The sequence below is a fragment of the Streptomyces sp. NPDC059785 genome (genome assembly GCF_042732375.1).
GTDB lineage: Bacteria > Actinomycetota > Actinomycetes > Streptomycetales > Streptomycetaceae > Streptomyces.
In genome coordinates this window covers 12,429-37,103 of sequence record NZ_JBHWHV010000080.1, presented here as the reverse complement: position 1 = coordinate 37,103, position 24,675 = coordinate 12,429, and the positions used below count along the sequence as shown (strand labels likewise).

Sequence of the window (24,675 nt, the reverse complement as noted above, 5' to 3'; positions counted from 1 at the left end):
GTGTACGTCAGGGCCCCTTGTACATGTCCCAGGACGTGTACAAGGGGCCCTTTCGTGTGAAGCGCCCTCTACGGCCTGCGGGCCGACGTCACGCGGTAGACGTCGTAGACGCCCTCCACGCCGCGTACGGCCTTCAGGACGTGGCCGAGGTGCTTCGGGTCGCCCATTTCGAAGGTGAAGCGCGAGGTGGCGACGCGGTCGCGGGAGGTCTGGACGGCCGCGGACAGGATGTTCACGTGCTGGTCCGACAGGACCCGGGTGACGTCCGACAGGAGCCGGGAGCGGTCGAGCGCCTCGACCTGGATCGCGACCAGGAAGACCGAGGACTGGGTGGGCGCCCACTCGACGTCGAGGATGCGCTCGGGCTCCCGGGAGAGCGAGTCGACGTTGACGCAGTCGCTGCGGTGCACGGAGACGCCGCTGCCGCGGGTGACGAAGCCGATGATCGGGTCGCCGGGTACGGGCGTACAACAGCGGGCCAGCTTGACCCAGACGTCGTCGACGCCCTTGACGACCACGCCGGGGTCGTTGCTGCTGCGCCGCTTGCGGCCGCGGCCGCGGGCCGGCGGGACGCTCTCGTCGATCTCCTCGGTGGCGGCCTCCTCGCCGCCGAGCGCCTGCACCAGCTTCTGCACGACGCTCTGCGCGGTGACATGGCCCTCGCCGATCGCCGCGTACAGGGACGAGATGTCCGGGTAGCGCATCTCGTGCGCGAGGGTGACCAGCGAGTCGCCGGTGAGGATGCGCTGGATCGGCAGGTTCTGTTTGCGCATCGCGCGGGCGATGGCGTCCTTGCCCTGCTCGATCGCCTCGTCGCGGCGCTCCTTGGAGAACCAGGCGCGGATCTTGTTACGGGCCCGCGGCGACTTCACGAAGCCCAGCCAGTCCCTGGAGGGTCCGGCTCCGGCGGCCTTGGAGGTGAAGACCTCCACGAGGTCGCCGTTGTCGAGGGTCGACTCCAGCGGTACGAGGCGCCCGTTGACGCGGGCCCCTATGGTGCGGTGGCCCACTTCGGTGTGCACCGCGTAGGAGAAGTCCACGGGGGTGGCGCCGGCCGGCAGCGCTATCACGTCGCCCTTGGGCGTGAAGACGAAGACCTCGTTGCGCGAGAGGTCGAAGCGCAGGGACTCCAGGAACTCGCCGGGGTCCTCGGTCTCCTTCTGCCAGTCCAGGAGCTGGCGCAGCCACGCCATGTCGTTGAGGTGGTCGTCCTTGCCGGTGCTCCGGGGCGCGTCCGAGCGCACCTTGGAGGCGCCGGCGACGGCCTCCTGCTTGTACTTCCAGTGCGCGGCGATGCCGTACTCGGCGCGGCGGTGCATGTCGAACGTGCGGATCTGGAGCTCGACCGGCTTGCCGTTGGGCCCGATGACCGTCGTGTGCAGCGACTGGTACATGTTGAACTTGGGCATCGCGATGTAGTCCTTGAACCGGCCGGGGACCGGGTTCCAGCGCGCGTGCACCGTGCCGAGGGCCGCGTAGCAGTCGCGGACGGTGTCGACGAGGACGCGGATGCCCACCAGGTCGTAGATCTCCGCGAAGTCACGGCCGCGGACGATCATCTTCTGGTAGACGGAGTAGTAGTGCTTCGGCCGGCCGGTGACGGTGGCCTTGATGCGGGCCGCGCGCAGGTCCGACTGGACCTCGTCGGTCACTATGGCCAGATACTCGTCGCGCTTGGGGGCGCGCTCGGCCACCAGGCGCACGATCTCGTCGTACATCTTGGGATAGAGGATCGCGAAGGCGAGGTCCTCCAGCTCCCACTTGATGGTGTTCATGCCCAGGCGGTGGGCGAGCGGCGCGTAGATCTCCAGGGTCTCGCGCGCCTTCTTCTCCTGCTTCTCGCGCTTGAGATAGCGCATGGTGCGCATGTTGTGCAGGCGGTCGGCGAGCTTGATGACCAGGACGCGCGGGTCCTTGGCCATGGCGACGACCATCTTGCGCACCGTCTCGGCCTGCGCGGCCTCGCCGAACTTGACCTTGTCCAGCTTGGTGACGCCGTCGACGAGCAGGGCGACCTGGTCGCCGAAGTCCTTGCGCAGGGTGTCGAGGCCGTACTCGGTGTCCTCGACGGTGTCGTGCAGCAGCCCGGCCATCAGGGTCGCCGGGTCCATGCCCAGCTCGGCGAGGATGGTGGTGACGGCGAGCGGGTGCGTGATGTACGGGTCGCCGCTCTTGCGCTTCTGGCCGCGGTGCCAGCGCTCGGCGACCTGGTAGGCGCTCTCGACCTGGCGCAGCGTGGCCGTCTCGATCTTGGGGTCGTTGCTGCGCACTATCCGCAGCAGCGGCTCCAGGACCGGGTTGTACGGGTTCGAGCGCTGGACGCCGAGCCGGGCGAGCCGGGCCCGCACCCGGTTCGAGGATCCGGTGCGCGCGGGCTGGCCGCCCGCGGGGCGCACCGCCGGAGGGTTGGCGGGGCGGTCGGACGGGGCCGGCTTGGGACGCGACGGCTCGGCCGCCCGCTCGGCAGGCGCGGACTGGGCGTGCTCGACCGGCCCGTGCGTGACCTTCTCCGCGGGCTGGTCGCCGGTGCCCGAGGACGGTTCGGGCTTGGCGGCGGTCAGTGGCTGGGCCTCGTCTGGCAAGAGGGCTCCTCGTGCGCGTTCCGGGTCCCCCGGTCAGGCTCCGGAAGACCCATGGTAGCGATCCCGGCCATCGGGCTCGCCTCCGGCCGGTGAGACGGCCTGGTACCGGTGAAACACAAGAGGCGGGCACCGGATTCCTCCGGGCCCGCCTCTCGCGGTTTTCCTGTCCTTCACCTGGGGTTTTGCCCAGGTATCAAATATTTTGCCCCCACCTGACCCTCGGAACGCCTCGCGGCCCCGCTTCGCAGCTCGCGCCGGTGAGGGACTGTTTTCGGCCTTTGTGGCCGTCCCGGCCGTGTCGGCGTCCCGGACGGGTTCAGAGGGCGAGCAGTGCCTCCAGGGGCGCGCCCTGAAGCGCCGGCTCCAGACGGGCGCGCCCGCCGAGGAAGCCGAGCTCCATCAGCACGGCGACGCCCGCCACCTCGGCGCCGGCCCGGCGGATCAGCTCGACCGCGGCCCCGGCGGTGCCGCCGGTGGCCAGGACGTCGTCGATGACGATGACGCGGTCGCCCGCGCTCAGATCCTCGGCGTGCACCTCGATCTCGGCGGAGCCGTACTCCAGGTCGTACGCCTGCTTCAGGGTCGCTCCGGGGAGCTTGCCCGCCTTGCGTACGGGGATGAAACCGAGCCCGGCGCGGACGGCGGCCGGGGCGCCCAGGATGAAGCCCCGGGCCTCCAGGCCGACGACCTTGCTGGCGCCGTGCCGGACGCAGAGGTCCGCCAGGGCGTCGGTGAGCGCCGAGAACGCCGCCGGATCGGCCAGGAGCGGAGTGATGTCCTTGAACACCACGCCCGGCTCCGGGTGGTCCGGCACGTCGCGGATGCAGCTCAGGAGGAGCTGCCGGATGTCGGTCATCGCCGCTTCCCGGAGGGTCGGCCGCGGCCCCGGTTGCGGGACGCGGGCTGGTTCCGGGGACCGGACTGGGTGCCGGACGCGGACGTGCCGCGCGGGCCGACCACGGCGGGCGCGGCGTCCTCCGGCTCAGTGTCCTCGGGCCCGTCCGGCTCCTCGGCACCGCCGTGGCCCTGCCCGGTCTCGGCCTGCGCGGCGGCCTGCGCCCGCTTGGCGAGGACCCGCTTCTTCAGGGCCTTCATCTGCGGCTCGCGCTCCTTGAGGTCGGCGACGAGCGGCGTGGCGATGAAGATCGAGGAGTACGCGCCGGCGGCGAGGCCGACGAACAGCGACAGCGAGATGTCGTTCAGCATGCCGGCGCCGAGGACGCCGCCGCCGATGAACAGCAGGCCGCCGACCGGCAGCAGCGCGACCACGGTGGTGTTGATCGACCGGACCAGGGTGCTGTTGATCGAGCGGTCCGCGACCTCGCTGTAGGTCCAGCGGGTCTGCTTGGTCAGGTCCTTCGTCTGCTCCTTGAGGCTGTCGAAGACGACGACCGTGTCGTAGAGCGAGTAACCGAGGATCGTCAGCAGACCGATCACGGTGCCGGGGGTGACCTCGAAGCCGACCAGGGCGTAGACACCGACCGTGATGGTGATGTCGTGGACCAGGGCCACCAGGGCGGCCAGTGCCATCCGCCACTCGAAGGCGATGGCCAGGTAGATCACCACGAGGACCATGAAGATCGCCAGACCCTGCCAGGCCTTGTTGGCGATCTGGTCGCCCCAGCTCGGGCCGACCAGGTCCGCGTTGATCTTCTCCGCGTCGACCTTCAGGTCCTTGGCGAGGTCTTCCTTGATCTGGTCCGACTTGTCGGTCTCGATGCCGGCGATCTGGATGCGCATCCCGCCGTTGCCGAGTTTCTGGACGATCGCGTCGTGGCCGGAGGCCGCTTCCGCGTACTCCTCCGCCCGGGCGACCGAGACGCTGGTCTTCTCCGTCGTGAAGACCGCGCCGCCCTGGAACTCGATGCCCATGTTCAGGCCGCGCACCGCCAGGCCGACGATGGCCGTGATGGTGATCAGGATCGAGATGCCGTACCAGATCTTGCGCTTGCCGACGAAGTCGTAGCCGATCTCGCCGCGGTGCAGCCGGGCGCCGAGGGTGCCGAGTTTCGACATCTCACGCCTCCTTCGTGTCGACGGGGGCGGACACGCGACGGGTGCGGCGCAGCGGTGGCTTGGCGCCCAGTCGCTTCGGATCCAGGCCGGACCAGCTGTGGCCGCTCGCGAAGAACTTCCGGCGGGCGAGGATCGTCAGCAGCGGCTTGGTGAAGAGGAACACGACGACCACGTCGAGCAGCGTGGTCAGGCCCAGCGTGAAGGCGAAGCCCTGGACCTTGCCGACGGTGACGATGAAGAGCACCGCGGCGGCGAGGAACGACACGAAGTCGGAGACCAGGATGGTGCGCCGGGCGCGGGGCCAGCCCCGCTCGATGGCGGGACGCAGCGAGCGGCCCTCACGGATCTCGTCCCGGACCCGTTCGAAGAACACGATGAACGAGTCCGCCGTGATACCGATCGCGACGATCGCACCGCAGACGGCCGGCAGGTTGAGCGCGAAGCCGATCGCCGGGCCGAGCAGCGCCATGATCACGTACGTCAGGATCGCGGAGGCCAGCAGCGAGGCGACCGCGATGAGGGACAGGCCGCGGTAGTAGACCACCAGGTAGATGACGACCAGGGCCAGGCCGATCGCACCGGCGATCAGACCGGCGTGCAGCTGCTCACCGCCGAGCGCGGCGGTCACCGTGGTGACGCTCGCCTCCTTGAAGGTGAGCGGCAGCGCGCCGTACTTCAGCATGTTCGCCAGGTCCTGCGCCTCGGTCTGGTCGAAGCTGCCGGAGATCTCCGCGTTGCCGCCGGTGAGCGCCTGGTTCACGTACGGGTCGGAGACGACCTCGTTGTCGAGGACGATGGCGAACTGGTTCTGCGGCGACTGGTTCTGCGCGAGCTTCTCGGTGATGCTCGCGAACTTCTTGGTGCCACTGGACGTGAAGTCCATCGTGACCTTCCAGCCGGCACCGCTCTGGGTGTCGTACACCGCCTCTGACTTCTTGACGTCCGTGCCGGAGACCTCGGCCGGGCCCAGGACGTACTTCTGCCACTGCTTCGACGAGTTCTGACCGCAGGCCAGGATCGTGTCGCTGGGCTTGGCGCCCTCGCCGGCCGACGCCCGCTGGGCGGGCTTGGTGCAGTCGAGCTTCTCGTAGTCGGCCTGGAGCTTCGCGGTCGCGGCGTCGGCGCTGCTGCTCGCGGAGGCGGACGCCGAGGCGCTGGCGGAGGCCGAGCTGCTCGCCGACGGGGAGGCGTCCTCCTTCAGGGCGTCGGTGACCGCGCGGCCCTGGGAGGTGGCGGACGACGACGGGGAGGCCGAGCTCGACGACGACGCCTTCTCGCTGGCGTCGTCCGAGGGCGACGCGGAGGCGCTGCCGGAGGCGCTCGGCGAGGGGGTGGCCGAGGCGTCGGCCCCGGACACGTCCGTGGTCAGGACCGGACGGAAGTAGAGCTTGGCGGTGGTGCCGACCTGCTCCCGGGCCTGCTTGGAGTTGGTGCCCTTGGGGATGTTGACGATGATGTTCCGGTCGCCCTGCGTCTGGACCTCGGCCTCGGAGACGCCAAGACCGTTGACACGGCGGTTCATGATGTCGACCGCGGTGTCCATGTTGGTCTTGTTGATCGCGTTGGGCCGGCCGGGCTCGTTCTTCGCCTCGAGCGTGATGCTCGTGCCGCCGGCGAGGTCGATGCCGAGACGCGGAGTGGTGTGTCCGGAGAGGAACATCCCCCCGGTGAGCGCCACCATGGCGATCAGAATGAGGGCCAGCGAGCGCCCCGGCTTGCTCTGGGCACTCGCGCTCCGGCCCTTCTTAGGTGCTGCCACCTTCTCGTACTCCCTCTCGGGCCGCCCGGCGGCGGGTGGGCTTCCGGGCGGCCATGACATGGTGTCGGGATTTCCGTGCGAGAGCCGCACGTCCCGTGGAACGCGGGGCGCGAGCGGGTCACGCCCCCGCTCCGGGGGCGTGACTACTTCGCGTCGGACTCGCCGTCGGTCTTCTTCGGCTCTGCTGCTTCGGCCCCGGCGGGCTTGTCGGCCGCGTCGTCCTGCGCGGCCGTGTCCTTCTTGCCGAGGTCGATGGGCTGCTCGTCGGAAGCGTCGGCGGGCTCGTCGGTCCCGGTCAGGGAGGAGGCGTCGTCCGGCACGACGGTGGTGTCGTCGTCCTTCGGGTCGGGGTCGATGCCGTGGACGATGCGGTTGTACTCGTCGTCGGTCAGCACGGCACCGATCGCGTTCTTCGCGAAGATCAGGTGGACGCCGGGGGCCGCGTCGAGGAGGACCGTGTCCTCGCTGACCTCCTTCACCGTCGCGTACATGCCCCCGATCGTGCGGACGCCGGTGCCGGGCTGCATTTCGTCGCGCATCTGCGTGGCCGCCTGCTGCTTGCGCTTGGCCGAGCGGGTCATCAGGAACATGGCCCCGATGAGCACGATGAACGGGAGGAGGGTCAAGGTATTCACGGGACGGAATTTCCTTCGCACGACCGCTCGGACGGCGGCCTGGTGGATGGGGGTGGTGGGCGCCGCCCTACAAAGGCGGCATCGGCGGAGTCTAAGCGAGTCCGCACGCATGGAACAACGCTCAGCATGGCACCGGGGTTCCTGACCCGGGTCGGTCCCGCGCCGTCACGCCCCGAACAGGTCCTGTTGTCCGTTTCCCCCGGCCGTCTGCCGGGGCGGGGTGAGGCCGAGATGCGCCCATGCCGCCGGGGTGGCCACCCGGCCCCGGGGCGTACGGGCGAGCAGCCCCTCGCGCACCAGGAAGGGCTCGGCGACCTCCTCGACCGTCTCCCGCTCCTCCCCCACCGCGACCGCGAGGGTGGACAGGCCGACGGGGCCGCCGCCGAAGAGCTTGAGCAGTGCCTGGAGGACGGCGCGGTCGAGCCGGTCGAGACCGCGGGCGTCCACCTCGTACACGGCGAGGGCCGCCGCCGCGATCTCCTGCGTGATGATTCCGTCGGCCTTGACCTGCGCGTAGTCGCGGACCCTGCGCAGCAGCCGGTTGGCGATGCGGGGCGTGCCGCGGGAGCGGCCCGCGATCTCGGCGGCTCCGTCGGCGCCGATTTCCACGTCGAGCAGTTGGGCCGAACGGTGGACGACGCGCTCCAGCTCGGCGGGCTCGTAGAACTCCATGTGGGCGGTGAAGCCGAAGCGGTCGCGCAACGGGGGCGGCAGCAGGCCCGCGCGCGTGGTGGCGCCGACCAGGGTGAACGGCGGGAGTTCGAGCGGGATGGCGGTGGCGCCGGGGCCCTTGCCGACGATCACGTCGACACGGAAGTCCTCCATCGCCATGTAGAGCATCTCCTCGGCGGGCCGCGACATCCGGTGGATCTCGTCGAGGAAGAGGACCTCGCCCTCCTGGAGGGAGGACAGGATCGCGGCGAGGTCGCCCGCGTGCTGGATGGCGGGGCCGCTGGTGATGCGGATCGGGGCGCCCATCTCGGCCGCGATGATCATCGAGAGGGTGGTCTTGCCGAGTCCGGGGGCGCCGGAGAGCAGGACGTGGTCGGCGGTGGCCCCGCGCGCGCGTGCGGCGCGCAGCACCAGGTCGAGCTGCTCGCGGACCTTCTCCTGGCCGATGAACTCGTCCAGGTCCTTGGGGCGCAGCGCCGCCTCGACGGCCTGGTCCTCGCCGTCGGCGACGGACCCCACCAGCCGCTCCGCGGCGGGGCCGACGGACCGCTCGGCGGCTTCGTCGGTGGTGTCGTCCCAGTTCATCAGGTGTGCCTCGCGGTGGGGTGGGTCGTACGGGCGTGGGTCGTACGTGCGTGGGGCGGGCGGTGCGGGCCCGGCGGGGGTCCGCGCGCGTGGGCGGCGGCTAGCGGGTGCGGTTCAGCGTCTGGAGCGCGGCCTTGAGCAGCCGGCCCACTTCGGGGGTGCCGCCCGCGGCCTCGGCCTGCGGCTCCACCGCGGAGACGGCCTCGTCGGCCTCCCGGGTCGCGTAGCCGAGGCCGATCAGGGCGGCGTGCAGCTGGTCGCGCCAGCCGGCCGTGACGGGCCTGCCGATGGCCGGGCCGCCGGTGCCGACGGGCTCGCCGAGGCGGTCCTTCAGCTCCAGCAGGAGCTTCTGGGCGCCCTTCTTGCCGATGCCGGGGACGGCGGTGAGCGCCTTCTCGTCGCCGGTGGCGACCGCGCGGCGCAGGGCGTCGGGGCTGTGCACGGCGAGCATGGCCTGGGCCAGGCGCGGTCCGACCCCGCTCGCGGTCTGGAGCAGCTCAAAGGCCTGCCGCTCGTCGTCGTCCGCGAAGCCGTACAGGGTCAGCGAGTCCTCGCGCACGACCAGGGAGGTGGCGAGCTTGGCCTGCTGGCCCTGCCGGAGTCCGGAGAGGGTGTTCGGGGTGCACTGGACGGCGATGCCGATGCCGCCGACCTCGACCACCGCGGAGTCGGGGGCGAGGGCGGCGACCGGGCCGCTGACGAAGGCGATCATCGGGGGACCTTCCGGCTGGGACGGCTGGCGAGCTGGGCCTGACGGTGCGCGGCGTGCGCCTGCTGGAGGCGGTTCATCGCCGGGGCGCGCCAGATGTGGCAGATGGCGAGCGCGAGGGCGTCGGCGGCGTCGGCGGGCTTCGGGGGCGCGTCGAGCCGCAGGATACGGGTGACCATGGCGCCGACCTGGGCCTTGTCGGCGCGGCCGCTGCCGGTGACGGCGGCCTTGACCTCGCTGGGCGTGTGCAGCGCGACGGGGATGCCGCGGCGGGAGGCGCAGAGGATGGCGACGGCGCTGGCCTGGGCGGTGCCCATCACCGTGCGCACGTTGTGCTGGCTGAAGACGCGCTCCACCGCCACGTACTCGGGGCGGTGCTCGTCGAGCCATCGCTCCATGCCCTGCTCGACGGCGACGAGGCGGTGGCCGAGGTCGGCGTCCGCCGGGGTCCGTACGACGCCGACGTCCACCATGGTCAGCGGGCGTCCGGCGACGCCCTCCACGACTCCGACGCCGCATCGGGTCAGTCCCGGGTCGACACCCAGTACGCGCATCCCGCCCCTCCCCTGCTCCGCTGCTTCCCCGGCCGGTGATCTTGGCCTGTCGTCAGGCTATCCGCTGCCACCGACAACGCCCGAGGGCCGGCGGGACGTGTCCCACCGGCCCTCCGCAGCGCGGTGCCACGACATCCCCGGGCGTCGTTACGCGTCGACCTTCGCCATGACGTCGTCGCTCACGTCGAAGTTGGCGAAGACGTTCTGCACGTCGTCGCTGTCCTCGAGGGCGTCGATCAGCTTGAAGATCTTGCGCGCGCCCTCCTCGTCCAGCTCGATCTGCATCGTCGGGACGAAGTTGGCGTCGGCGGAGTCGTAGTCGATGCCCGCCTCCTGGAGGGCGGTACGGACCGCGACCAGGTCGGTGGCCTCGCTGAGCACCTCGAAGGACTCGCCCAGGTCGTTGACTTCCTCGGCGCCCGCGTCGAGCACGGCACCCAGGACGTCGTCCTCGGACAGTTCGCCCTTGGGGACGATGACGACGCCCTTGCGGTTGAAGAGGTACGACACGGAGCCCGGGTCGGCCATCGAGCCGCCGTTGCGGGTCATGGCGACGCGGACGTCGGAGGCGGCGCGGTTGCGGTTGTCGGTGAGGCACTCGATGAGCACCGCGACACCGTTCGGGCCGTAGCCCTCGTACATGATCGTCTCGTAGTCGGCGCCGCCGGCCTCGAGGCCGCCGCCGCGCTTGATCGCCGAGTCGATGTTCTTGTTCGGGACCGACTGCTTCTTCGCCTTCTGCACGGCGTCGAAGAGCGTCGGGTTGCCCTCCAGGTCGACACCGCCCATGCGCGCCGCGACCTCGACGTTCTTGATCAGCTTCGCGAAGAGCTTGCCGCGCTTGGCATCGATCACGGCCTTCTTGTGCTTCGTCGTGGCCCATTTAGAGTGGCCGGACATCTGCCTGTCTCCTTCGCGTAACCCATCTCCGTACGGAACGCCAGAGATCCTACAAGGACTCCGGTGTCCGGTTCTCGCGGACCTTCTCGCGGACCATGCCGACGAACAGGCCGTGGACACGGTGGTCGCCGGTCAGTTCCGGGTGGAACGACGTGGCGAGCGCGTTGCCCTGGCGGACGGCGACGATGTGGCCCTCGTGCTCGGCGAGCACCTCGGCGGCGGCACCCACGGACTCCACCCAGGGGGCCCGGATGAAGACGCCCTCTACAGGATCGCCCCCGACGCCCTTGACGTCGACCGCCGCCTCGAAGGATTCGTTCTGCCGTCCGAAGGCGTTGCGGCGCACGATCATGTCGATGCCGCCGATGGTCTCCTGGCCCGAGCGCGGGTCGAGGATCTTGTCCGCGAGCATGATCATGCCCGCGCAGGTGCCGTAGACGGGCATGCCGTCGCGCACGCGCGCGCGCAGGGGCTCCATCACGCCGAAGAGGACGGCCAGTTTGGAGATGGTGGTGGACTCGCCGCCGGGGATCACGAGTCCGTCGACCTCGGCGAGTTCCTCGGGGCGCCGCACCGGCCTGGCCTCGGCGTCGGCCGCGGCCAGGGCTGTGAGGTGCTCCCGTACGTCGCCCTGGAGGGCCAGGACGCCTATGACAGGTGCGGTGTCGGTCATGTACGTGGTGCCTTACCAGCCGCGGTTGGCGTAGCGCTCGGTCTCGGGGAGGGTGTCGCAGTTGATGCCGACCATGGCCTCGCCCAGGTTGCGGGAGGCATCCGCGACGATCTTGGGGTCGTCGTAGAAGGTGGTGGCCTTGACGATGGCGGCGGCGCGCTTGGCCGGGTCGCCCGACTTGAAGATGCCGGAGCCCACGAAGACGCCCTCGGCGCCGAGCTGGCGCATCAGCGCGGCGTCGGCGGGGGTCGCCACACCGCCTGCGGAGAACAGGACCACCGGGAGCTTGCCCAGCTCGGCGACCTCCTTGACCAGCTCGTACGGGGCGCGCAGCTCCTTGGCGGCGGCGAACAGCTCGTTGTGGTCGCAGCCGCGCAGCTTGGCGATCTCGCCCTTGATCTGGCGCAGGTGGCGGACGGCCTCCACGACGTTGCCGGTACCGGCCTCGCCCTTGGAGCGGATCATGGCCGCACCCTCGGCGATGCGGCGCAGGGCCTCGCCGAGGTTGGTGGCGCCGCAGACGAACGGCGTGGTGAAGGCCCACTTGTCGGAGTGGTTGACCTCGTCGGCCGGGGTGAGGACCTCGGACTCGTCGATGTAGTCGACGCCGAGCGACTGGAGCACCTGGGCCTCGACGAAGTGGCCGATGCGGGACTTGGCCATCACCGGGATCGAAACGGCCTCGATGATGCCCTCGATCATGTCGGGGTCGGACATCCGGGCCACGCCGCCATCCTTGCGGATGTCGGCCGGGACCCGCTCCAGGGCCATGACGGCGACGGCGCCCGCGTCCTCGGCGATCTTCGCCTGCTCGGGGGTGACGACGTCCATGATCACGCCGCCCTTGAGCTGCTCGGCCATGCCGCGCTTCACGCGCGCGGTGCCGGTCTCGGGGGTCTGCGTGGGGCTGGAGGGGGTGGTGGACACGGGGTGACCTCGCTCGGTGGGGAAGAGGGATGGGCTCGGCACCACCACTCGGCAGAGCCGGGTGCCCGGTGCGGCACCATCGAGGAAACGCCTGCGGACCAGGCCACAGCAAGGGCCAATGGGGAGGCGGTGGATCGTTTTCCCGGCTGGGCGGGCCGGTGAGGGCAGCTTTCCTGGGTTCCTCTGTACGCACCCGCAGCCGCGTGAGCACGGAAGGGGCTGGGCCGGTACAGCAAATGCCCGTCGCTTGCGTGGTCGTACCGGAGCGGGAGCCCAGTGACCGGGTTCGGCGACCGCGTGAGCGACGGGCGGATGTGCCGGCCCGGCCCCGGCCCACCCCCTCGGCAGGCGACGCAACCGCGCAGCCGCAGCCGCACGCGCGGATCGGTCCGCTCAGGTCGTCGGGCGGTCCGCCAAGGCCGCGGGGGGCTCGTCGTCCATCTCGAAGGCCAGGGGGAAGGGGGCGTGGCCTGCCAGGCGGAACCAGCGGACCTTGCGGTGGCGGCGGAGGGCGCGGGCCGCCCGTACGGCGTCGTTGTGGAAGCGCCTGGCCATCGGCACCCTGCGCACCGCCTGTGCCAGTTCCCGGGTGGCGTCCTCGCCGCCGGGCGCCGCCCGGATCGCCTCGACCTGCGGGCCCTCCCCGACCACGGCCCGCAGCGCCTGGCTGAGCTCGCTCTCGGCGACCTCGCGCTGGTCCTCCTCGGCCTGCCGGGCGGCGTGGGCCGCCTCGTAGAGCACGATGGAGGCCGCCGGGTCGAGGACGCCGGAGGTGGCCAGTTCCTGTGCGACGGAGGCCCGGCGCAGCAACTGCGCGTCCAGGGCGGCGCGCGCGGCGTCGATCCGGGCGTGCAGCCGGTCGAGGCGGCCCGCGGTCCAGCTCAGGTAGAGGCCGATCGCGATGAGGCCGACGAGGATCCAGATGAGGGTTGCGGTCACGGGCCGCAAGGCTACCCGTGGACGGTCACGCCGCCGCCGGGTCCCAGGCACATCGGAAGCCGCCGTGCCCCGTGGAGGAGTCGGGAGTGTTCTTCGACCGGGCGGCCACCCGGTAGCGGTTGCAGTACGAGGCGTGGCACAGGTACGAGCCGCCGCGGATCACACGCCGGCCGGCGTCCGCGGTCCGGGGCGCGTCGAAGAGGTCGGCGCACCACTCCCACACGTTGCCCGAGGTGTTGTACAGGCCAAAGCCGTTCGGCTCGTACGTGTCCACGGGGACGGTCCCGGTGGCGCCGCCGGGCCGGGTGCTGAACCGGGGGAAATGGCCCCGCCAGGTGTTCATCCGCTCCTGCCCGCCGGGTTCCAGTTCGTCGCCCCAGGGATAGCGGCTGCCCTCCAGGCCACCGCGGGCGGCGTACTCCCACTCGGCCTCGGTGGGCAGCCGGGCGCCCGCCCAGGAGCAGTACGCGAGCGCGTCGTGGTACGAGATGTGCACCACCGGGTGGCCGGCCCGGTCGTCGAGGTCCGAGCCGGGCCCCTCGGGCGCGCTCCAGCAGGCGCCCTCCACGCCGAGCCACCAGGGTGCCGCGGCCACGGCGCCGAGCACGGCGTCCCGCGCGCGCGGGTGCAGCAGCATGTGGAACACGAACGAGCTGCCGTACCGCTCGGCCTCGGTGCGGTATCCGGTGGCCCGGACGAACGCCGCCCACCTGGCGTTGGTCACCGCGGTCGCGTCGATGCGGAACGGCTCGACGGTGACCGTCCGGACAGGGCCCTCGCGGTCCTCCGGGTAGCCCTCGCCGAAGGCGTCGCCCATCCGGAACTCGCCGCCCGGCAGGGCGACTGCGTGGGCGTCGGGGGCGGGTCCGCGGTTCTCGCGCGGGCCCGGCGCGACGAGCTGGAGCAGGGGGGCCTCGGCGGTCTGCGCAGCGCCCGTCCCGCGCGCAGGAGTGCAGCACGACGGTCCGTGGGCCTCGGCCGGGGTGTCGTGCGGGCCTCGCTGCGGTTCGCCGGAGATCATCCCGCCAGCCTCGCAGCGAGCGTTCCCGGACGTCAACGGTGGTCCGGCAGCCGAACACGGGCCACGTGACCAAGGTCTCCGGCCACATGGACCAGGGGCGCCCGCCGGGCGGGCCGCCTCAGTCCCGCGCCAGCCCGAACCGCGCCATCAGGCCCGTCCGTTCGTCGGCCGCCACCGCCGCCGTGCCGTCCGTCACCGTCTCGTACACCGAGAGGATGTCCGCCCCGACCGTCGACCAGTCGAAGCGCCGTACATGGGCGCTGCCCCGCTCGCTCAGCTCCGCGCGCCGCTTGGGGTCGCCCAGGAGCCGTACGGCCGCGGCGGCCAGCGCGTCCGCGTCCTCGTTGGCGAAGAGTTCGCCGGCCGCGCCCTGGTCGAGCACCTGCGCGAAGGCGTCGAGGTCGGAGGCGAGCACAGGGGCCCCCGCCGACATGGCCTCGACCAGGATGATGCCGAAGCTCTCGCCGCCGGTGTTGGGCGCCACGTACACGTCGACGCTGCGCAGGAAGCGGGCCTTGTCCTCGTCGCTGACCATGCCGAGGAATGTGACGCGGGAGCGCATCTCGACCGGCAGGTTCGCGACGGCCTCCTCCTCGTCGCCGCGTCCGGCGACCACGAGCCGGGTGCCGGGACGCTCGGCGAGGATCTTCGGGAGCGCCTTGATCAGCACCGGCAGGCCCTTGCGGGGCTCGTCGATGCGCCCTATGAAGCCCAGGGTCTCGCCCTGCCACTCGGGGTTCGGTTCGGCGCGGGCGAAGAAGTCGACGTCGACGCCGTTCGGGATGACGACGGCGTCGCCGCCCAGGTGTTCGACGAGCGTGCGGCGCGCGTACTCGCTGACCGCGATCCGGGCGCTGATCTTCTCCAGGGCGGGCTGGAGGATCGGGTACGCCGCGATCATCGCCCGGGAGCGCGGGTTGGAGGTGTGGAAGGTGGCCACGATGGGGCCCTGCGCCGCCCAGCAGGTCAGCAGGCCCAGTGACGGCGAGGTCGGCTCGTGGATGTGGATCACGTCGAAGGCGCCGTCGTGCAGCCAGCGCCGCACCCGCGCGGCGCTCAGGAAGCCGAAGTTCAGCCGCGCGACCGAGCCGTTGTAGGGCACCGGGACCGCGCGGCCCGCCGAGACGACGTACGCCGGGAGCGGGGTCTCGTCGTCCGCGGGGGCCAGGACGGAGACCTCGTGGCCCACGCCGATCAGGTGCTCGGCCAGGTCCCGGATGTGGAACTGGACGCCGCCGGGCACGTCCCAGGAGTACGGGCAGACGATGCCGATCCTCACGGGCCCTCCCCCTCGGCCGGTTCCGGGCGGGCTTCCAGGTCGGCGAGCCACAGCCGCTGCAACATGTGCCAGTCCTCCGGGTGGTCGGCGATACCGCTGGCGAAGGCGTCGGCCAGCGCCTGTGTCATGACAGACGTCCGCTCGGCCCTGGTGCCTGTCTCGGGGACCTCGACGGGGGGATGCACACGGCCCTGCATCACGGGCGACTCGTCGTACCAGAGGGTCACCGGCAGCAGCAGCGCGCCGGTCTGCTGGGCCAGCAGGGCGGGGCCCGCGGGCATCCGGGCCGCCGCGCCGAAGAACGAGACCTCGACCCCTGAGGCGGACAGGTCGCGGTCGGCGACCAGGCAGACCAGGCCGCCGTCGCGCAGCCGCCGGGCCAGTGTGCCGAACGCGGAGCCGCCGCTGTGCGGCAGCACCTCCATGCCCAGGCCCTCGCGGTAGGCGACGAAACGGTCGTACAGCGACTCGGGCTTCAGCCGCTCGGCGACGGTGGTGAACGGCGTGTTCAGCTCGGTGGTGACCCAGGCGCCCGCCAGGTCCCAGTTGCCCAGGTGCGGCAGCGCGAGGATCACGCCGTTGCCCGCGGCCAGTCCCTCGGTGAGGTAGTGCACGTCCTTGGGGGCGAAGCCCGTCCGTATCCGCTGCTCGCTCCACGCGGGCAGCCGGAAGGACTCCATCCAGTAGCGCAGGTACGAGCGCATGCCCGCGCGGGACAGCTCCGCCAGCCGCTCCGGACTCGCGCCGGGCACCACGCGCGCGTAGTTGCTCTCCAGACGCCGTACGCCCTTGCCGCGCTGCTTCCAGGCGAGGTCGGCGATGCGCTGCCCGAGCCGTACGGCGGCCGGTTCCGGGAGTTTCTTGACCGTGCTCCAGCCGAGGGCGTACGCCCCGTCGGACAGCCGCTCCTGGAGACTCACGGAGTGGCCCCGCTCCCCTGGGAGGCCCCGGCCGCGGCGTCCGCCTCGGCGGACTCCCTGCGCACCGTGACGACCCGCTGGACGAGCGTGACGAGGCTGCCGACGGCGACGATCCACAGGGCGATCGGCAGCAGCCACTGGATGCCCGGGACGCCGAACTTGTGCAGCCCGGCGAAACCGGCCGCGACCAGCGAGATCACCAGGCGCTCGGCGCGCTCGACCAGACCGTTGACCGCGACCGGCAGACCGATCGCCTCGCCGCGGGCCTTGGTGTACGAGACCACCTGGCCGCTGGCCAGGCAGAAGATCGAGACCGCGCACAGCACGAGGTCGTCGCCGCCGCCCGCGTACCACAGGGCGAGACCGCCGAAGATCGCGCCGTCGGCGACCCGGTCCAGCGTCGAGTCCAGGAACGCGCCCCAGCGGCTGGAGCGGCCGAGCTGGCGCGCCATGTTGCCGTCGACGAGGTCGGAGAAGACGAACAGCGTGATCACGACCGTGCCCCAGAAGAACTCGCCCTGGGGGTAGAAGACCAGCGCGCCCGCCATGACTCCGGCCGTGCCGATGAGCGTCACGGTGTCGGGGCTCACGCCCCGGCGGATCAGAAACGCGGCGAACGGCGTGAGGACACGCGTGAAGAATGCACGCGCGTACTTGTTCAGCATGGCCTTCCCGAGGGTCGGTGTCGCCGCGCGGCCCCTGCTGGCCACCGGCTGGCCCATCGTAGCCACGCACGAGCCCGTGCGACGGCCGGGCTCCCGGACCCCGTGTCATGAGGGACGGCACGGGCGCCACGGCGGGATCGCGTCCGCCGTATGGACGCACCGTGACGTCAGTGGAAAGCTCGAAGAACACCGCGGGCGTCGCCGGAGCCGCCACCGCCGAGGGTGCCCCCGGACGGAGTCCGGGCAGAAGGATCCCGCCGTCCGCGCCCACAGTGACCTCACCGTGCACGGGAGGCAAGAGCATGGGCGACAAGGCGAACGCACACCCCGGAGCCGCCGGCAGGGCTACAGCGGCCGACCACCCCGCGTCCGTACGGAATGTGGTGCTGGTCGGCCACAGCGGATCGGGCAAGACGACTCTGGTGGAGGCTCTCGCACTGACCTCGGGAGCCGTGAACAGGGCGGGCCGCGTGGAGGACGGCGGCACCGTCTCCGACTACGACGAGATCGAACACCGGCAGCAGCGCTCGGTACAGCTCTCCCTGGTACCGGTCGACTGGGACGGCTACAAGATCAACATTCTGGACACCCCCGGATACGCCGACTTCGTCGGGGAGCTCAGGGCCGGTCTGCGCGCCGCGGACGCGGCCCTTTTCGTGGTCTCGGCCTCGGACGGGGTGGACGGCTCGACCCGGATGGTGTGGGAGGAGTGCGCGGCGGTGGGCATGCCGCGGGCCATCGTGATCACACATCTGGAGGCCGCCCGCGCCGACTTCGAGGAGATGACCCGGACCTGCGCGGAGGCGTTCGGCGGCGACGACCCCGACGCCGTACTCCCCCTCTACCTGCCGCTGCACGGCGACCCCGGGCCCGACGGGCACGCGCCCGTGACCGGTCTCGTCGGCCTGCTGACACAGCGGCTGTTCGACTACTCCTCCGGCGAGCGCAAGGACGCCGAACCGGCCCCCGCCCAGCTCCCGCTGATCGCCCAGGCCCGCAACCGGCTGATCGAGGGGATCATCGCCGAGAGCGAGGACGAGACCCTCATGGACCGCTATCTCGGCGGCGAGGAAATCGACCTGAAGACGCTCGTGCAGGACCTGGAGCGAGCCGTCGCGCGCGGCACGTTCTTCCCCGTCCTCGCCGCCGCGCCCGCCGCCGAGGGCGCCCGCCAGGGCCTCGGCACGGTGGAACTCCTCGAACTGGTCACCGGCGGTTTCCCGACCCCGCTGGAGCGCGAGGCTCCCGCGGTCACCACCCCGGAGGGCAGGGCGCGCGAGGTCAGGGCCTGCGACCCGGACGGACCGCTGGTCGCGGAGATCGTCAAGACGGCGAGCGACCCCTATGTGGGCCGGGTCTCGCTGGTCCGGGTCTTCTCGGGCACCCTGCACCCGGACGCGACGGTGCACGTCTCCGGGCACGGCCTCGCCGACCGCGGCCACGAGGACCACGATGTCGACGAACGCGTCGGCGCCCTGTCCGCCCCCTTCGGCAAGCAGCAGCGCACGCTCACCCACTGCATCGCGGGCGACCTCGCCTGCGTGGCGAAACTGAGCCGCGCCGAGACCGGGGACACCCTCTCGGCCAAGGACGACCCGCTGCTGATGGAGCCCTGGCAGATGCCCGACCCGCTGCTGCCGCTCGCCATCCGGGCGCACAGCAAGGCCGACGAGGACAAGCTCTCCCAGGGCCTCGGCCGGCTGGTCGCCGAGGACCCCACGATGCGCCTGGAGCAGAACCAGGACACCCACCAGGTCGTCCTGTGGTGCCTGGGCGAGGCCCACGCGGACGTCGCCCTGGAACGGCTGCGCAGCCGCTACGGCGTCCAGGTCGACGTCGTCCCGCACAAGGTGTCCCTGCGCGAGACCTTCGCCGGCCGGGCCGCCGGACGCGGCCGGCACGTCAAACAGTCCGGCGGGCACGGGCAGTTCGCGATCTGCGAGATCGAGGTCGAGCCGCTGCCGAACGGCTCCGGCATCGAGTTCGTCGACAAGGTCGTCGGCGGCGCCGTGCCCCGGCAGTTCATCCCGTCCGTCGAGAAGGGCGTGCGCGCCCAGGCCGCCAAGGGCGTCTCGGCCGGCTACCCGCTCATCGACGTCCGGGTCACGCTGCTCGACGGCAAGGCCCACTCGGTGGACTCCTCAGACGCCGCGTTCCAGACAGCGGGCGCGCTCGCCCTGCGCGAGGCGTCGGCCGACGCCAGGATCCATCTCCTGGAGCCGGTGTCCGAGGTGACGGTCCTGGTCGGCGACGAGTACGTGGGCGCCGTGATGAGCGACCTGTCGGGACGGCGCGGCCGCGTCGTCGGCACCGAGCAGGCGGGCGGCGGACGCACCGTCGTACGGGCCGAGGTCCCGGAGATCGAGATCGGCCGGTACGCGGTCGACCTGCGCTCCCTCTCGCACGGCACCGCCCGCTTCGACCGCCGCTACGTGCGGCACGAGCCGATGCCGGCGCAGGTCGCCGAGAAGGTCCGCGAACAGGCCGAGGACGCCTCGTAGCCGGGGCGGCCCCGGAGGCCGCCCCCCGGCCGTCGCACAGGGCCGGCGGGCGGCTTCGGCCGTCCGCCGACGCATGTCGGTGCCTGCGGATACGCTGATGACCTGATCAAGTTGCGACGCGATCAGGACGATGACCTGATCAACAGGTGTGCAGGGCAGGGAAGTCGGGAAGGCCGCAGGAGCGGAACAGCGGCGATGGGGGCGGCAGTGGCGGACGACGGATTCGATTTCAGTCCCGGGGCGCAGGTACCGCTCTCGGGCTCCGCGGGACAGACGGCGGCGACGTACGCCCTCGCCTCCGCGGCGTACCGGGACAGCGAGGCCGCCGAGATACTCAAGGCCAACAACGAGTGGCACAAGTCCGAGGTCAAGGCGGGCCGCCCGTGGGCCTCCCTGTGGCGGCCGAACCTGGGCGAGGCCTTCTCCCGGGCCGTGATGGACCGCATGCTGCCGCCCGGCCGCAAGCCCCTCATCCAGTCGTTCGGCACCGAGCCGCAGGTCGTCGTCGAGCACTGCCTCGCCGCGAACCGCATCCGCAGGGAGCGGGACAACTGGCTCTCGGCCGTCATGGTGATCTGCGGGCTGCTCTTCCTGCCCGGCCTCATCGTGTGGCTGCTGGTCTTCTCCATCCGCTCGGCCGTCACCAAGCTCGGCAGCAAGAACACCCCCGCCCTGGCCACGGTGCTGCTGGTGGCCGTCGGTGCGCTCGCCCTGATCTTCCTGATCAAGATGCCGTTCAACGGCTTCTGGGGCTGGTACGGACGGGCGTGCGTGGTGATGCCCGTCATCGGCTGGTTCTGGGCCAAGCGGATCTGCGAGCGCACGGCCGTGGACCTGCGCGACCGCTGGTCGGGACTGCTGGCCGGCGGCGGGGTCGGCGCCAAGATCCCGGAGGCGGTGCCGGGCAGCCCCGGGGAGAGCGCGGCCGAGCGGCTGCGCCAGGGCCTGGCCCGGCTCAGCGCCGAGCAGCAGTCCAACTCCGTCTTCTACGCCGGTCCCAAGGGCATACTCGGCATGGGCACCCGCTGGGGAAGCTGGCAGCTCGCCGAGGACCTGGTGCCCAAGGAAGCGGACCGCGAGATCCACCCCTTCCGCAGCTACGACGTCATCAAGGCCATCCACGACCAGCTCCGGATGCTGGAGCGCGGCCCGCTCAACACCGGCGGCTTCCCCAAGCCCTCCATCAAGCACTGGATCGTCACCCCGATCGGGGAGAACGCGGGCGCTGTCTCCCGCCCCGAGGGCACCGACGTGGACGCCTACCAGGTCAGGCCGCACGCGATCCAGGAGATCTGCAACAAGCAGCAGTTCGGCGGCGGCGACCGGCACTATCTCGGCACGCAGTGGACCCTCTGGGACGGTCAGCTCGTGATCACCATGCTGATCACGGTGACCGTGCTGCACGAGACGCTGCGCATCGAGGTCACCGGCCACGCGCTCGGCCCGGTGAACTCCTTGTTCACCTCCAAGCCCTCGGCCCCCACCAAGCAGGTCTCCAAGACCTTCCGGTTCTGGGAGACCCGCACGGTGAACCTGCCGCTGGTCACCACCGACGAGGTGGTCCGCCTCGCCGCCCGCGCCCCGTTCACCGTCGCGCCGAACTTCCTCAACTGGCTGGGCGGCAGAATCGTCCTGCCCGAGCCGTTCGGGCTGCGGCACGCCTGGGCGGACCAGCCCTGGCGGCACCGCTTCATGGCCGACGACGCGCTGCGCGCGGCGACTCCGGTGCTGCGCGTGGTGCACGCCGCGGCGATCAGAGTCCTCGACGAGAACGGCGTCGACACCGACAAGTTCGGCACCCGCTCCAGTTTCCTCAGCACGCAGATCCAGGACCCGATGCCGCGCAAGGCGGACGTCTACGACGCGTGACGCGAACGCAGGGGCGGCCCCGGTGCGGGGCCGCCCGGCCGCCCCTGCGTTCCATGACGCGGGCTACGCCTTCGGCCAGGCCTCCGCGAGCATCGTGCGGGTGTCGGCGAGCAGTTGCGGCAGCACCCTGGTGTGGCCGACGACCGGCATGAAGTTGGTGTCCCCGCCCCAGCGCGGCACGATGTGCTGGTGCAGATGGGCCGCGATGCCCGCGCCCGCGACCCCGCCCTGGTTCATCCCGATGTTGAAGCCCTGCGCCCCCGACGCCTTCCGCAGCGCGGTCATCGCCTGCTTGGTCAGCTCACCCAGCTCGGCGGTCTCCTCCACCGTGAGGTCCGTGTAGTCCGCGACATGGCGGTAGGGCACGACCATCAGATGCCCGCCGTTGTACGGGTACAGGTTGAGCACCGCGTAGACCTGCTCGCCGCGCTTGACGATCAGCCCGTCCTCGTCGGACTTGGCCGGGATCGAGCAGAACGGACAGCCGTCGTCGGCCCCCGGGCCCGTGGGCTTGCCCTCGCCCTGGATGTAGGCCATCCGGTGGGGCGTCCACAAGCGCTGGAACGCGTCCTGCGTCCCCACTCCGATCTGCTGTTCCGGCTCACTCGTCATGGTGTGCAGCATATGACTTCGTGCGTTCGCGGCGTGTCGGCGGGTGCCACCGAAAGCGGCCCGCGGCCAAGCTGGGTCCATGGACGACGACGCCCGCACGGTCCGGTGGGAGCGGCGCACGGAGGGCCCCCTCGCGCTCGCCGCCCTCCTCTTCCTGGCGGCGTACGCGGTCCGGGTCCTCGGCCAGGGCCTGCCGGCCGGGTGGCGGGACGTCTGCCTCGGCGTCGTGGCGGCCGCCTGGGCGCTGTTCGCCCTCGACTACGCGGTGCGCTGGCGGCTCAGCGGCCAGGGCCCGCGCTTCCCGCGCACCCACTGGCTGGACACGGTGGTCGTGCTGCTGCCCCTGCTGCGCCCCTTACGGATCGTGCGGCTCTACGAGGCCGTGCAGCGCCGCCGCGGCCGGCCCCGGCTCCGGCTGCACGCCCGGGTGATCACGTACGCGGCGCTCGCGGTGCTGTTCCTCGGCTTCGCCGGTGCCCTCGCCGTCTATGACGCGGAGCACACGGCCCCGGACGCGACGATCCGTACCTTCGGGGACTCGGTGTGGTGGACCTGCGCCACCCTGGCGACGGTCGGCTACGGCGACGTCGTCCCCGTGACACCGCTCGGGCGGACGGTCGCGGTGGGCCTGATGGCCTGCGGCCTCGCACTGCTCGGCGCGGTGACGGGCTCGTTCTCGTCGTGGCTGCTTCAGGTGTTCGCGCGGGAGGACGACGGGGAGGAACAGCGGGAGGAGGCCGGGGCGGAGCAGTGGCAGGAAGCCGCGGAGAACGCCGGGAAGCCCCCGGAGCGCTGAGCTTCCGGGGGCTTCCTGGTGAGCCGGGGCCAGGCGCGCGTCAGACCTGCGCGCGCTCCTCCACCACCTTCACGATCTTGGCGATCGCGTCGGCGACGGGGATGCCGTTCTCCTGCGAGCCGTCGCGGTAGCGGAAGGAGACGGCGCCGGCGGCCATGTCCTCGTCGCCCGCGATGACCATGAAAGGCACCTTCTGCTTCTGCGCATTCCTGATCTTCTTCTGCATGCGGTCGGAGGACGCGTCGACGTCGACGCGCAGCCCGGCCGCCCTGGCCTGCTCCGCGAAGTCCTGAAGGTAGGACACGTGCGCGTCGCCGATCGGGATGCCGACCGCCTGCACCGGCGCCAGCCACGCCGGGAACGCGCCCGCGTAGTGCTCGAGGAGCACGCCGAAGAACCGCTCGATGGAGCCGAACAGCGCCCGGTGGAGCATGACGGGCTGCTGCCGCGAGCCGTCCGCCGCCGTGTACTCCAGACCGAACCGCTTGGGCTGGTTGAAGTCGACCTGCAGGGTCGACATCTGCCAGGACCGGCCGATCGCGTCCCTGACCTGGACGGAGATCTTCGGACCGTAGTAGGCGGCGCCGCCCGGGTCCGGGACCAGCGGCAGGTTCTGCTTCTCGGCGGCCTGCCGCAGCGCCTCGGTGGCCTCCTCCCACTCCTCGTCCGAACCGATGAACTTGTCGGAGTCGTCGCGGGTGGACAGCTCCAGCTCGAACTCGGTCAGGCCGTAGTCGCGCAGCAGGTCGAGCACGAAGGTCAGGAGCGTGTCGAGCTCCTGCGGCATCTGCTCCTTGGTGCAGTAGATGTGCGAGTCGTCCTGGGTGAAGCCGCGCGAGCGGGTCAGGCCGTGTACGACGCCCGACTTCTCGTAGCGGTACACGGTGCCGAACTCGAAGAGGCGGAGCGGCAGCTCACGGTAGGAGCGGCCGCGCGCCTTGAAGATCAGGTTGTGCATCGGGCAGTTCATCGCCTTGAGGCGGTAGTTCTGCTCGTCGAACTGGATGGGCGGGAACATGCCCTCCGCGTAGTGCGGCAGGTGCCCGGAGGTCTCGAAGAGGTGCTCCTTCGAGATGTGCGGGGTGTTCACGAACTCGTAGCCGGAGGTCTCGTGCCGGCGGCGCGAGTAGTCCTCCATGACCTTGCGGATCACGCCGCCCTTGGGGTGGAAGACCGCGAGGCCGGGGCCCAGCTCGTCCGGGAAGGAGAACAGGTCGAGCTCGGCGCCCAGCTTGCGGTGGTCGCGCTTCTCGGCCTCGGCGAGGAAGTCCAAGTGGGCCTTGAGCTCGTCCTTGGACGGCCACGCGGTGCCGTAGATGCGCTGGAGCTGAGGGTTCTTCTCGCTGCCGCGCCAGTAGGCGGCAGCCGAGCGCATCAGCTTGAAGGCGGGGATGTTCCGGGTGGTCGGCAGGTGCGGACCGCGGCACAGGTCCTTCCAGCACAGGTCGCCGGTCTTGGCGTCGAGGTTGTCGTAGATGGTCAGCTCGCCACCGCCCACCTCCGCGCCGGCGCCGTCGGCGGCCTGCGCGGCGTTGCCCTTGAGGCCGATCAGCTCCAGCTTGTACGGTTCGTCGGCCAGCTCCTCGCGGGCGGCCTCGTCGGTGGTGACCCGGCGCGAGAAGCGCTGGCCCCGCTTCTGGATCTCCTGCATCTTCTTCTCGATGCGCTTGAGGTCCTCGGGGGTGAAGGGCTCCTTGACGTCGAAGTCGTAGTAGAAGCCGTCCTTGATGGGCGGGCCGATGCCGAGCTTGGCCTCGGGGAACAGCTCCTGCACGGCCTGCGCCATGACGTGCGCGGTGGAGTGCCGCAGGATGTTCAGGCCGTCCTCGGAGGAGATCTCCACGGGCTCGACGCTCTCGCCGTCCCGCACCTCGTACGCGAGGTCCTTCAGCTCGCCGCCCACGCGGGCCGCGACGACCGAGCGCTCGCCGGGGAAGAGGTCGGCGGCCGTAGTGCCCGTCGTCACCACGCGCTCTTCCCGCTCGGAATCGCGTTGGATGATCACACGGACGTCTGACACCGGACTCTCCTGCCTGAAGGTGGGCGCGCAGCCATATCCCA

The 24,675-nt window shown here is 71.3% G+C and carries 21 protein-coding genes; 3 read left to right on the top strand and 18 right to left on the bottom strand.

Annotated elements, in window-relative coordinates; translation table 11 throughout:
• Window positions 1-68: 68 nt before the first annotated feature.
• From ACFV6E_RS38430 to pgsA, 16 genes are all read right to left on the bottom strand, one after another.
• Window positions 69-2,582 (bottom strand): RelA/SpoT family protein, encoded by a 2,514-nt coding sequence (locus tag ACFV6E_RS38430; RefSeq protein ID WP_385468113.1) that lies wholly within the window; start codon window positions 2,580-2,582, stop codon window positions 69-71.
• 316 nt (window positions 2,583-2,898) lie between these two features.
• Window positions 2,899-3,438, bottom strand: a complete 540-nt coding sequence (locus ACFV6E_RS38425; RefSeq protein ID WP_385168122.1) for an adenine phosphoribosyltransferase — start codon at window positions 3,436-3,438, stop codon at window positions 2,899-2,901.
• Window positions 3,435-4,598: a protein translocase subunit SecF gene (gene secF, locus ACFV6E_RS38420; protein ID WP_385468110.1), complete on the bottom strand. Its 1,164-nt coding sequence runs from the start codon at window positions 4,596-4,598 to the stop codon at window positions 3,435-3,437. Before secF ends, ACFV6E_RS38425 begins: the two co-directional genes overlap by 4 nt.
• A gap of 1 nt (window position 4,599) precedes the next feature.
• Complete coding sequence (secD, locus tag ACFV6E_RS38415; RefSeq protein WP_385168117.1) at window positions 4,600-6,357, bottom strand: protein translocase subunit SecD; 1,758 nt, start codon at window positions 6,355-6,357, stop codon at window positions 4,600-4,602.
• A gap of 143 nt (window positions 6,358-6,500) precedes the next feature.
• A complete protein-coding gene (yajC, locus tag ACFV6E_RS38410) occupies window positions 6,501-6,992 on the bottom strand; it encodes a preprotein translocase subunit YajC (RefSeq protein ID WP_385168114.1) in 492 nt (163 codons plus the stop codon).
• A gap of 165 nt (window positions 6,993-7,157) precedes the next feature.
• Entirely contained in the window at window positions 7,158-8,249 is a 1,092-nt protein-coding gene (gene ruvB / locus ACFV6E_RS38405; protein WP_385468107.1) for a Holliday junction branch migration DNA helicase RuvB, read from the bottom strand.
• Window positions 8,250-8,349: 100 nt separating this feature from the next.
• Window positions 8,350-8,961 (bottom strand): Holliday junction branch migration protein RuvA, encoded by a 612-nt coding sequence (gene ruvA / locus ACFV6E_RS38400; protein ID WP_385468104.1) that lies wholly within the window; start codon window positions 8,959-8,961, stop codon window positions 8,350-8,352.
• The gene (gene ruvC / locus ACFV6E_RS38395) at window positions 8,958-9,512 is read right to left on the bottom strand and encodes a crossover junction endodeoxyribonuclease RuvC (RefSeq protein ID WP_385168107.1); all 555 of its coding nucleotides are present in this window, start codon (window positions 9,510-9,512) and stop codon (window positions 8,958-8,960) included. Before ruvC ends, ruvA begins: the two co-directional genes overlap by 4 nt.
• 147 nt (window positions 9,513-9,659) lie before the next feature.
• The gene (locus ACFV6E_RS38390; protein WP_385168105.1) at window positions 9,660-10,412 is read right to left on the bottom strand and encodes a YebC/PmpR family DNA-binding transcriptional regulator; all 753 of its coding nucleotides are present in this window, start codon (window positions 10,410-10,412) and stop codon (window positions 9,660-9,662) included.
• 49 nt (window positions 10,413-10,461) lie between these two features.
• Window positions 10,462-11,085, bottom strand: coding sequence for a pyridoxal 5'-phosphate synthase glutaminase subunit PdxT (gene pdxT / locus ACFV6E_RS38385; protein ID WP_385168103.1), 624 nt, complete (start codon window positions 11,083-11,085; stop codon window positions 10,462-10,464).
• Window positions 11,086-11,097: 12 nt separating this feature from the next.
• Window positions 11,098-12,012 carry a pyridoxal 5'-phosphate synthase lyase subunit PdxS gene (gene pdxS / locus ACFV6E_RS38380; protein WP_385468101.1) on the bottom strand — a complete coding sequence of 305 codons (915 nt, stop codon included), beginning with the start codon at window positions 12,010-12,012 and terminating at the stop codon, window positions 11,098-11,100.
• Window positions 12,013-12,405: 393 nt separating this feature from the next.
• Window positions 12,406-12,951: a hypothetical protein gene (locus ACFV6E_RS38375; protein ID WP_385168098.1), complete on the bottom strand. Its 546-nt coding sequence runs from the start codon at window positions 12,949-12,951 to the stop codon at window positions 12,406-12,408.
• Between the two features lie 25 nt (window positions 12,952-12,976).
• A complete protein-coding gene (locus ACFV6E_RS38370; protein ID WP_385168095.1) occupies window positions 12,977-13,972 on the bottom strand; it encodes a formylglycine-generating enzyme family protein in 996 nt (331 codons plus the stop codon).
• Window positions 13,973-14,090: 118 nt separating this feature from the next.
• Window positions 14,091-15,251, bottom strand: coding sequence for a glycosyltransferase family 4 protein (locus tag ACFV6E_RS38365; protein ID WP_385168092.1), 1,161 nt, complete (start codon window positions 15,249-15,251; stop codon window positions 14,091-14,093).
• On the bottom strand, window positions 15,248-16,171 hold the full coding sequence (locus ACFV6E_RS38360) for a phosphatidylinositol mannoside acyltransferase (RefSeq protein ID WP_385468099.1): 924 nt from the start codon (window positions 16,169-16,171) through the stop codon (window positions 15,248-15,250). Before ACFV6E_RS38360 ends, ACFV6E_RS38365 begins: the two co-directional genes overlap by 4 nt.
• Complete coding sequence (gene pgsA, locus ACFV6E_RS38355) at window positions 16,168-16,893, bottom strand: phosphatidylinositol phosphate synthase (RefSeq protein WP_385168128.1); 726 nt, start codon at window positions 16,891-16,893, stop codon at window positions 16,168-16,170. Before pgsA ends, ACFV6E_RS38360 begins: the two co-directional genes overlap by 4 nt.
• Window positions 16,894-17,138: 245 nt before the next feature.
• Between pgsA and ACFV6E_RS38350 the strand changes: the two genes are divergently transcribed.
• Together ACFV6E_RS38350 and ACFV6E_RS38345 are read left to right on the top strand one after the other, a co-directional pair.
• Entirely contained in the window at window positions 17,139-19,337 is a 2,199-nt protein-coding gene (locus ACFV6E_RS38350; protein WP_385468097.1) for an elongation factor G-like protein EF-G2, read from the top strand.
• Window positions 19,338-19,532: 195 nt separating this feature from the next.
• Complete coding sequence (locus ACFV6E_RS38345) at window positions 19,533-21,206, top strand: hypothetical protein (protein WP_385168085.1); 1,674 nt, start codon at window positions 19,533-19,535, stop codon at window positions 21,204-21,206.
• 63 nt (window positions 21,207-21,269) lie between these two features.
• On the opposite strand, the gene ACFV6E_RS38340 is transcribed toward ACFV6E_RS38345, so the two are convergent.
• Entirely contained in the window at window positions 21,270-21,830 is a 561-nt protein-coding gene (locus tag ACFV6E_RS38340; RefSeq protein WP_385168082.1) for an HIT family protein, read from the bottom strand.
• Window positions 21,831-21,897: 67 nt separating this feature from the next.
• Here ACFV6E_RS38340 and ACFV6E_RS38335 point away from each other — a divergent pair, with 67 nt between their 5' ends.
• The gene (locus ACFV6E_RS38335) at window positions 21,898-22,614 is read left to right on the top strand and encodes a potassium channel family protein (protein WP_385168081.1); all 717 of its coding nucleotides are present in this window, start codon (window positions 21,898-21,900) and stop codon (window positions 22,612-22,614) included.
• A gap of 40 nt (window positions 22,615-22,654) precedes the next feature.
• Here the strand turns inward: ACFV6E_RS38335 and thrS are convergent, their stop codons facing one another.
• The gene (gene thrS / locus ACFV6E_RS38330; RefSeq protein WP_385168079.1) at window positions 22,655-24,634 is read right to left on the bottom strand and encodes a threonine--tRNA ligase; all 1,980 of its coding nucleotides are present in this window, start codon (window positions 24,632-24,634) and stop codon (window positions 22,655-22,657) included.
• Between the last annotated feature and the right edge of the window lie 41 nt (window positions 24,635-24,675).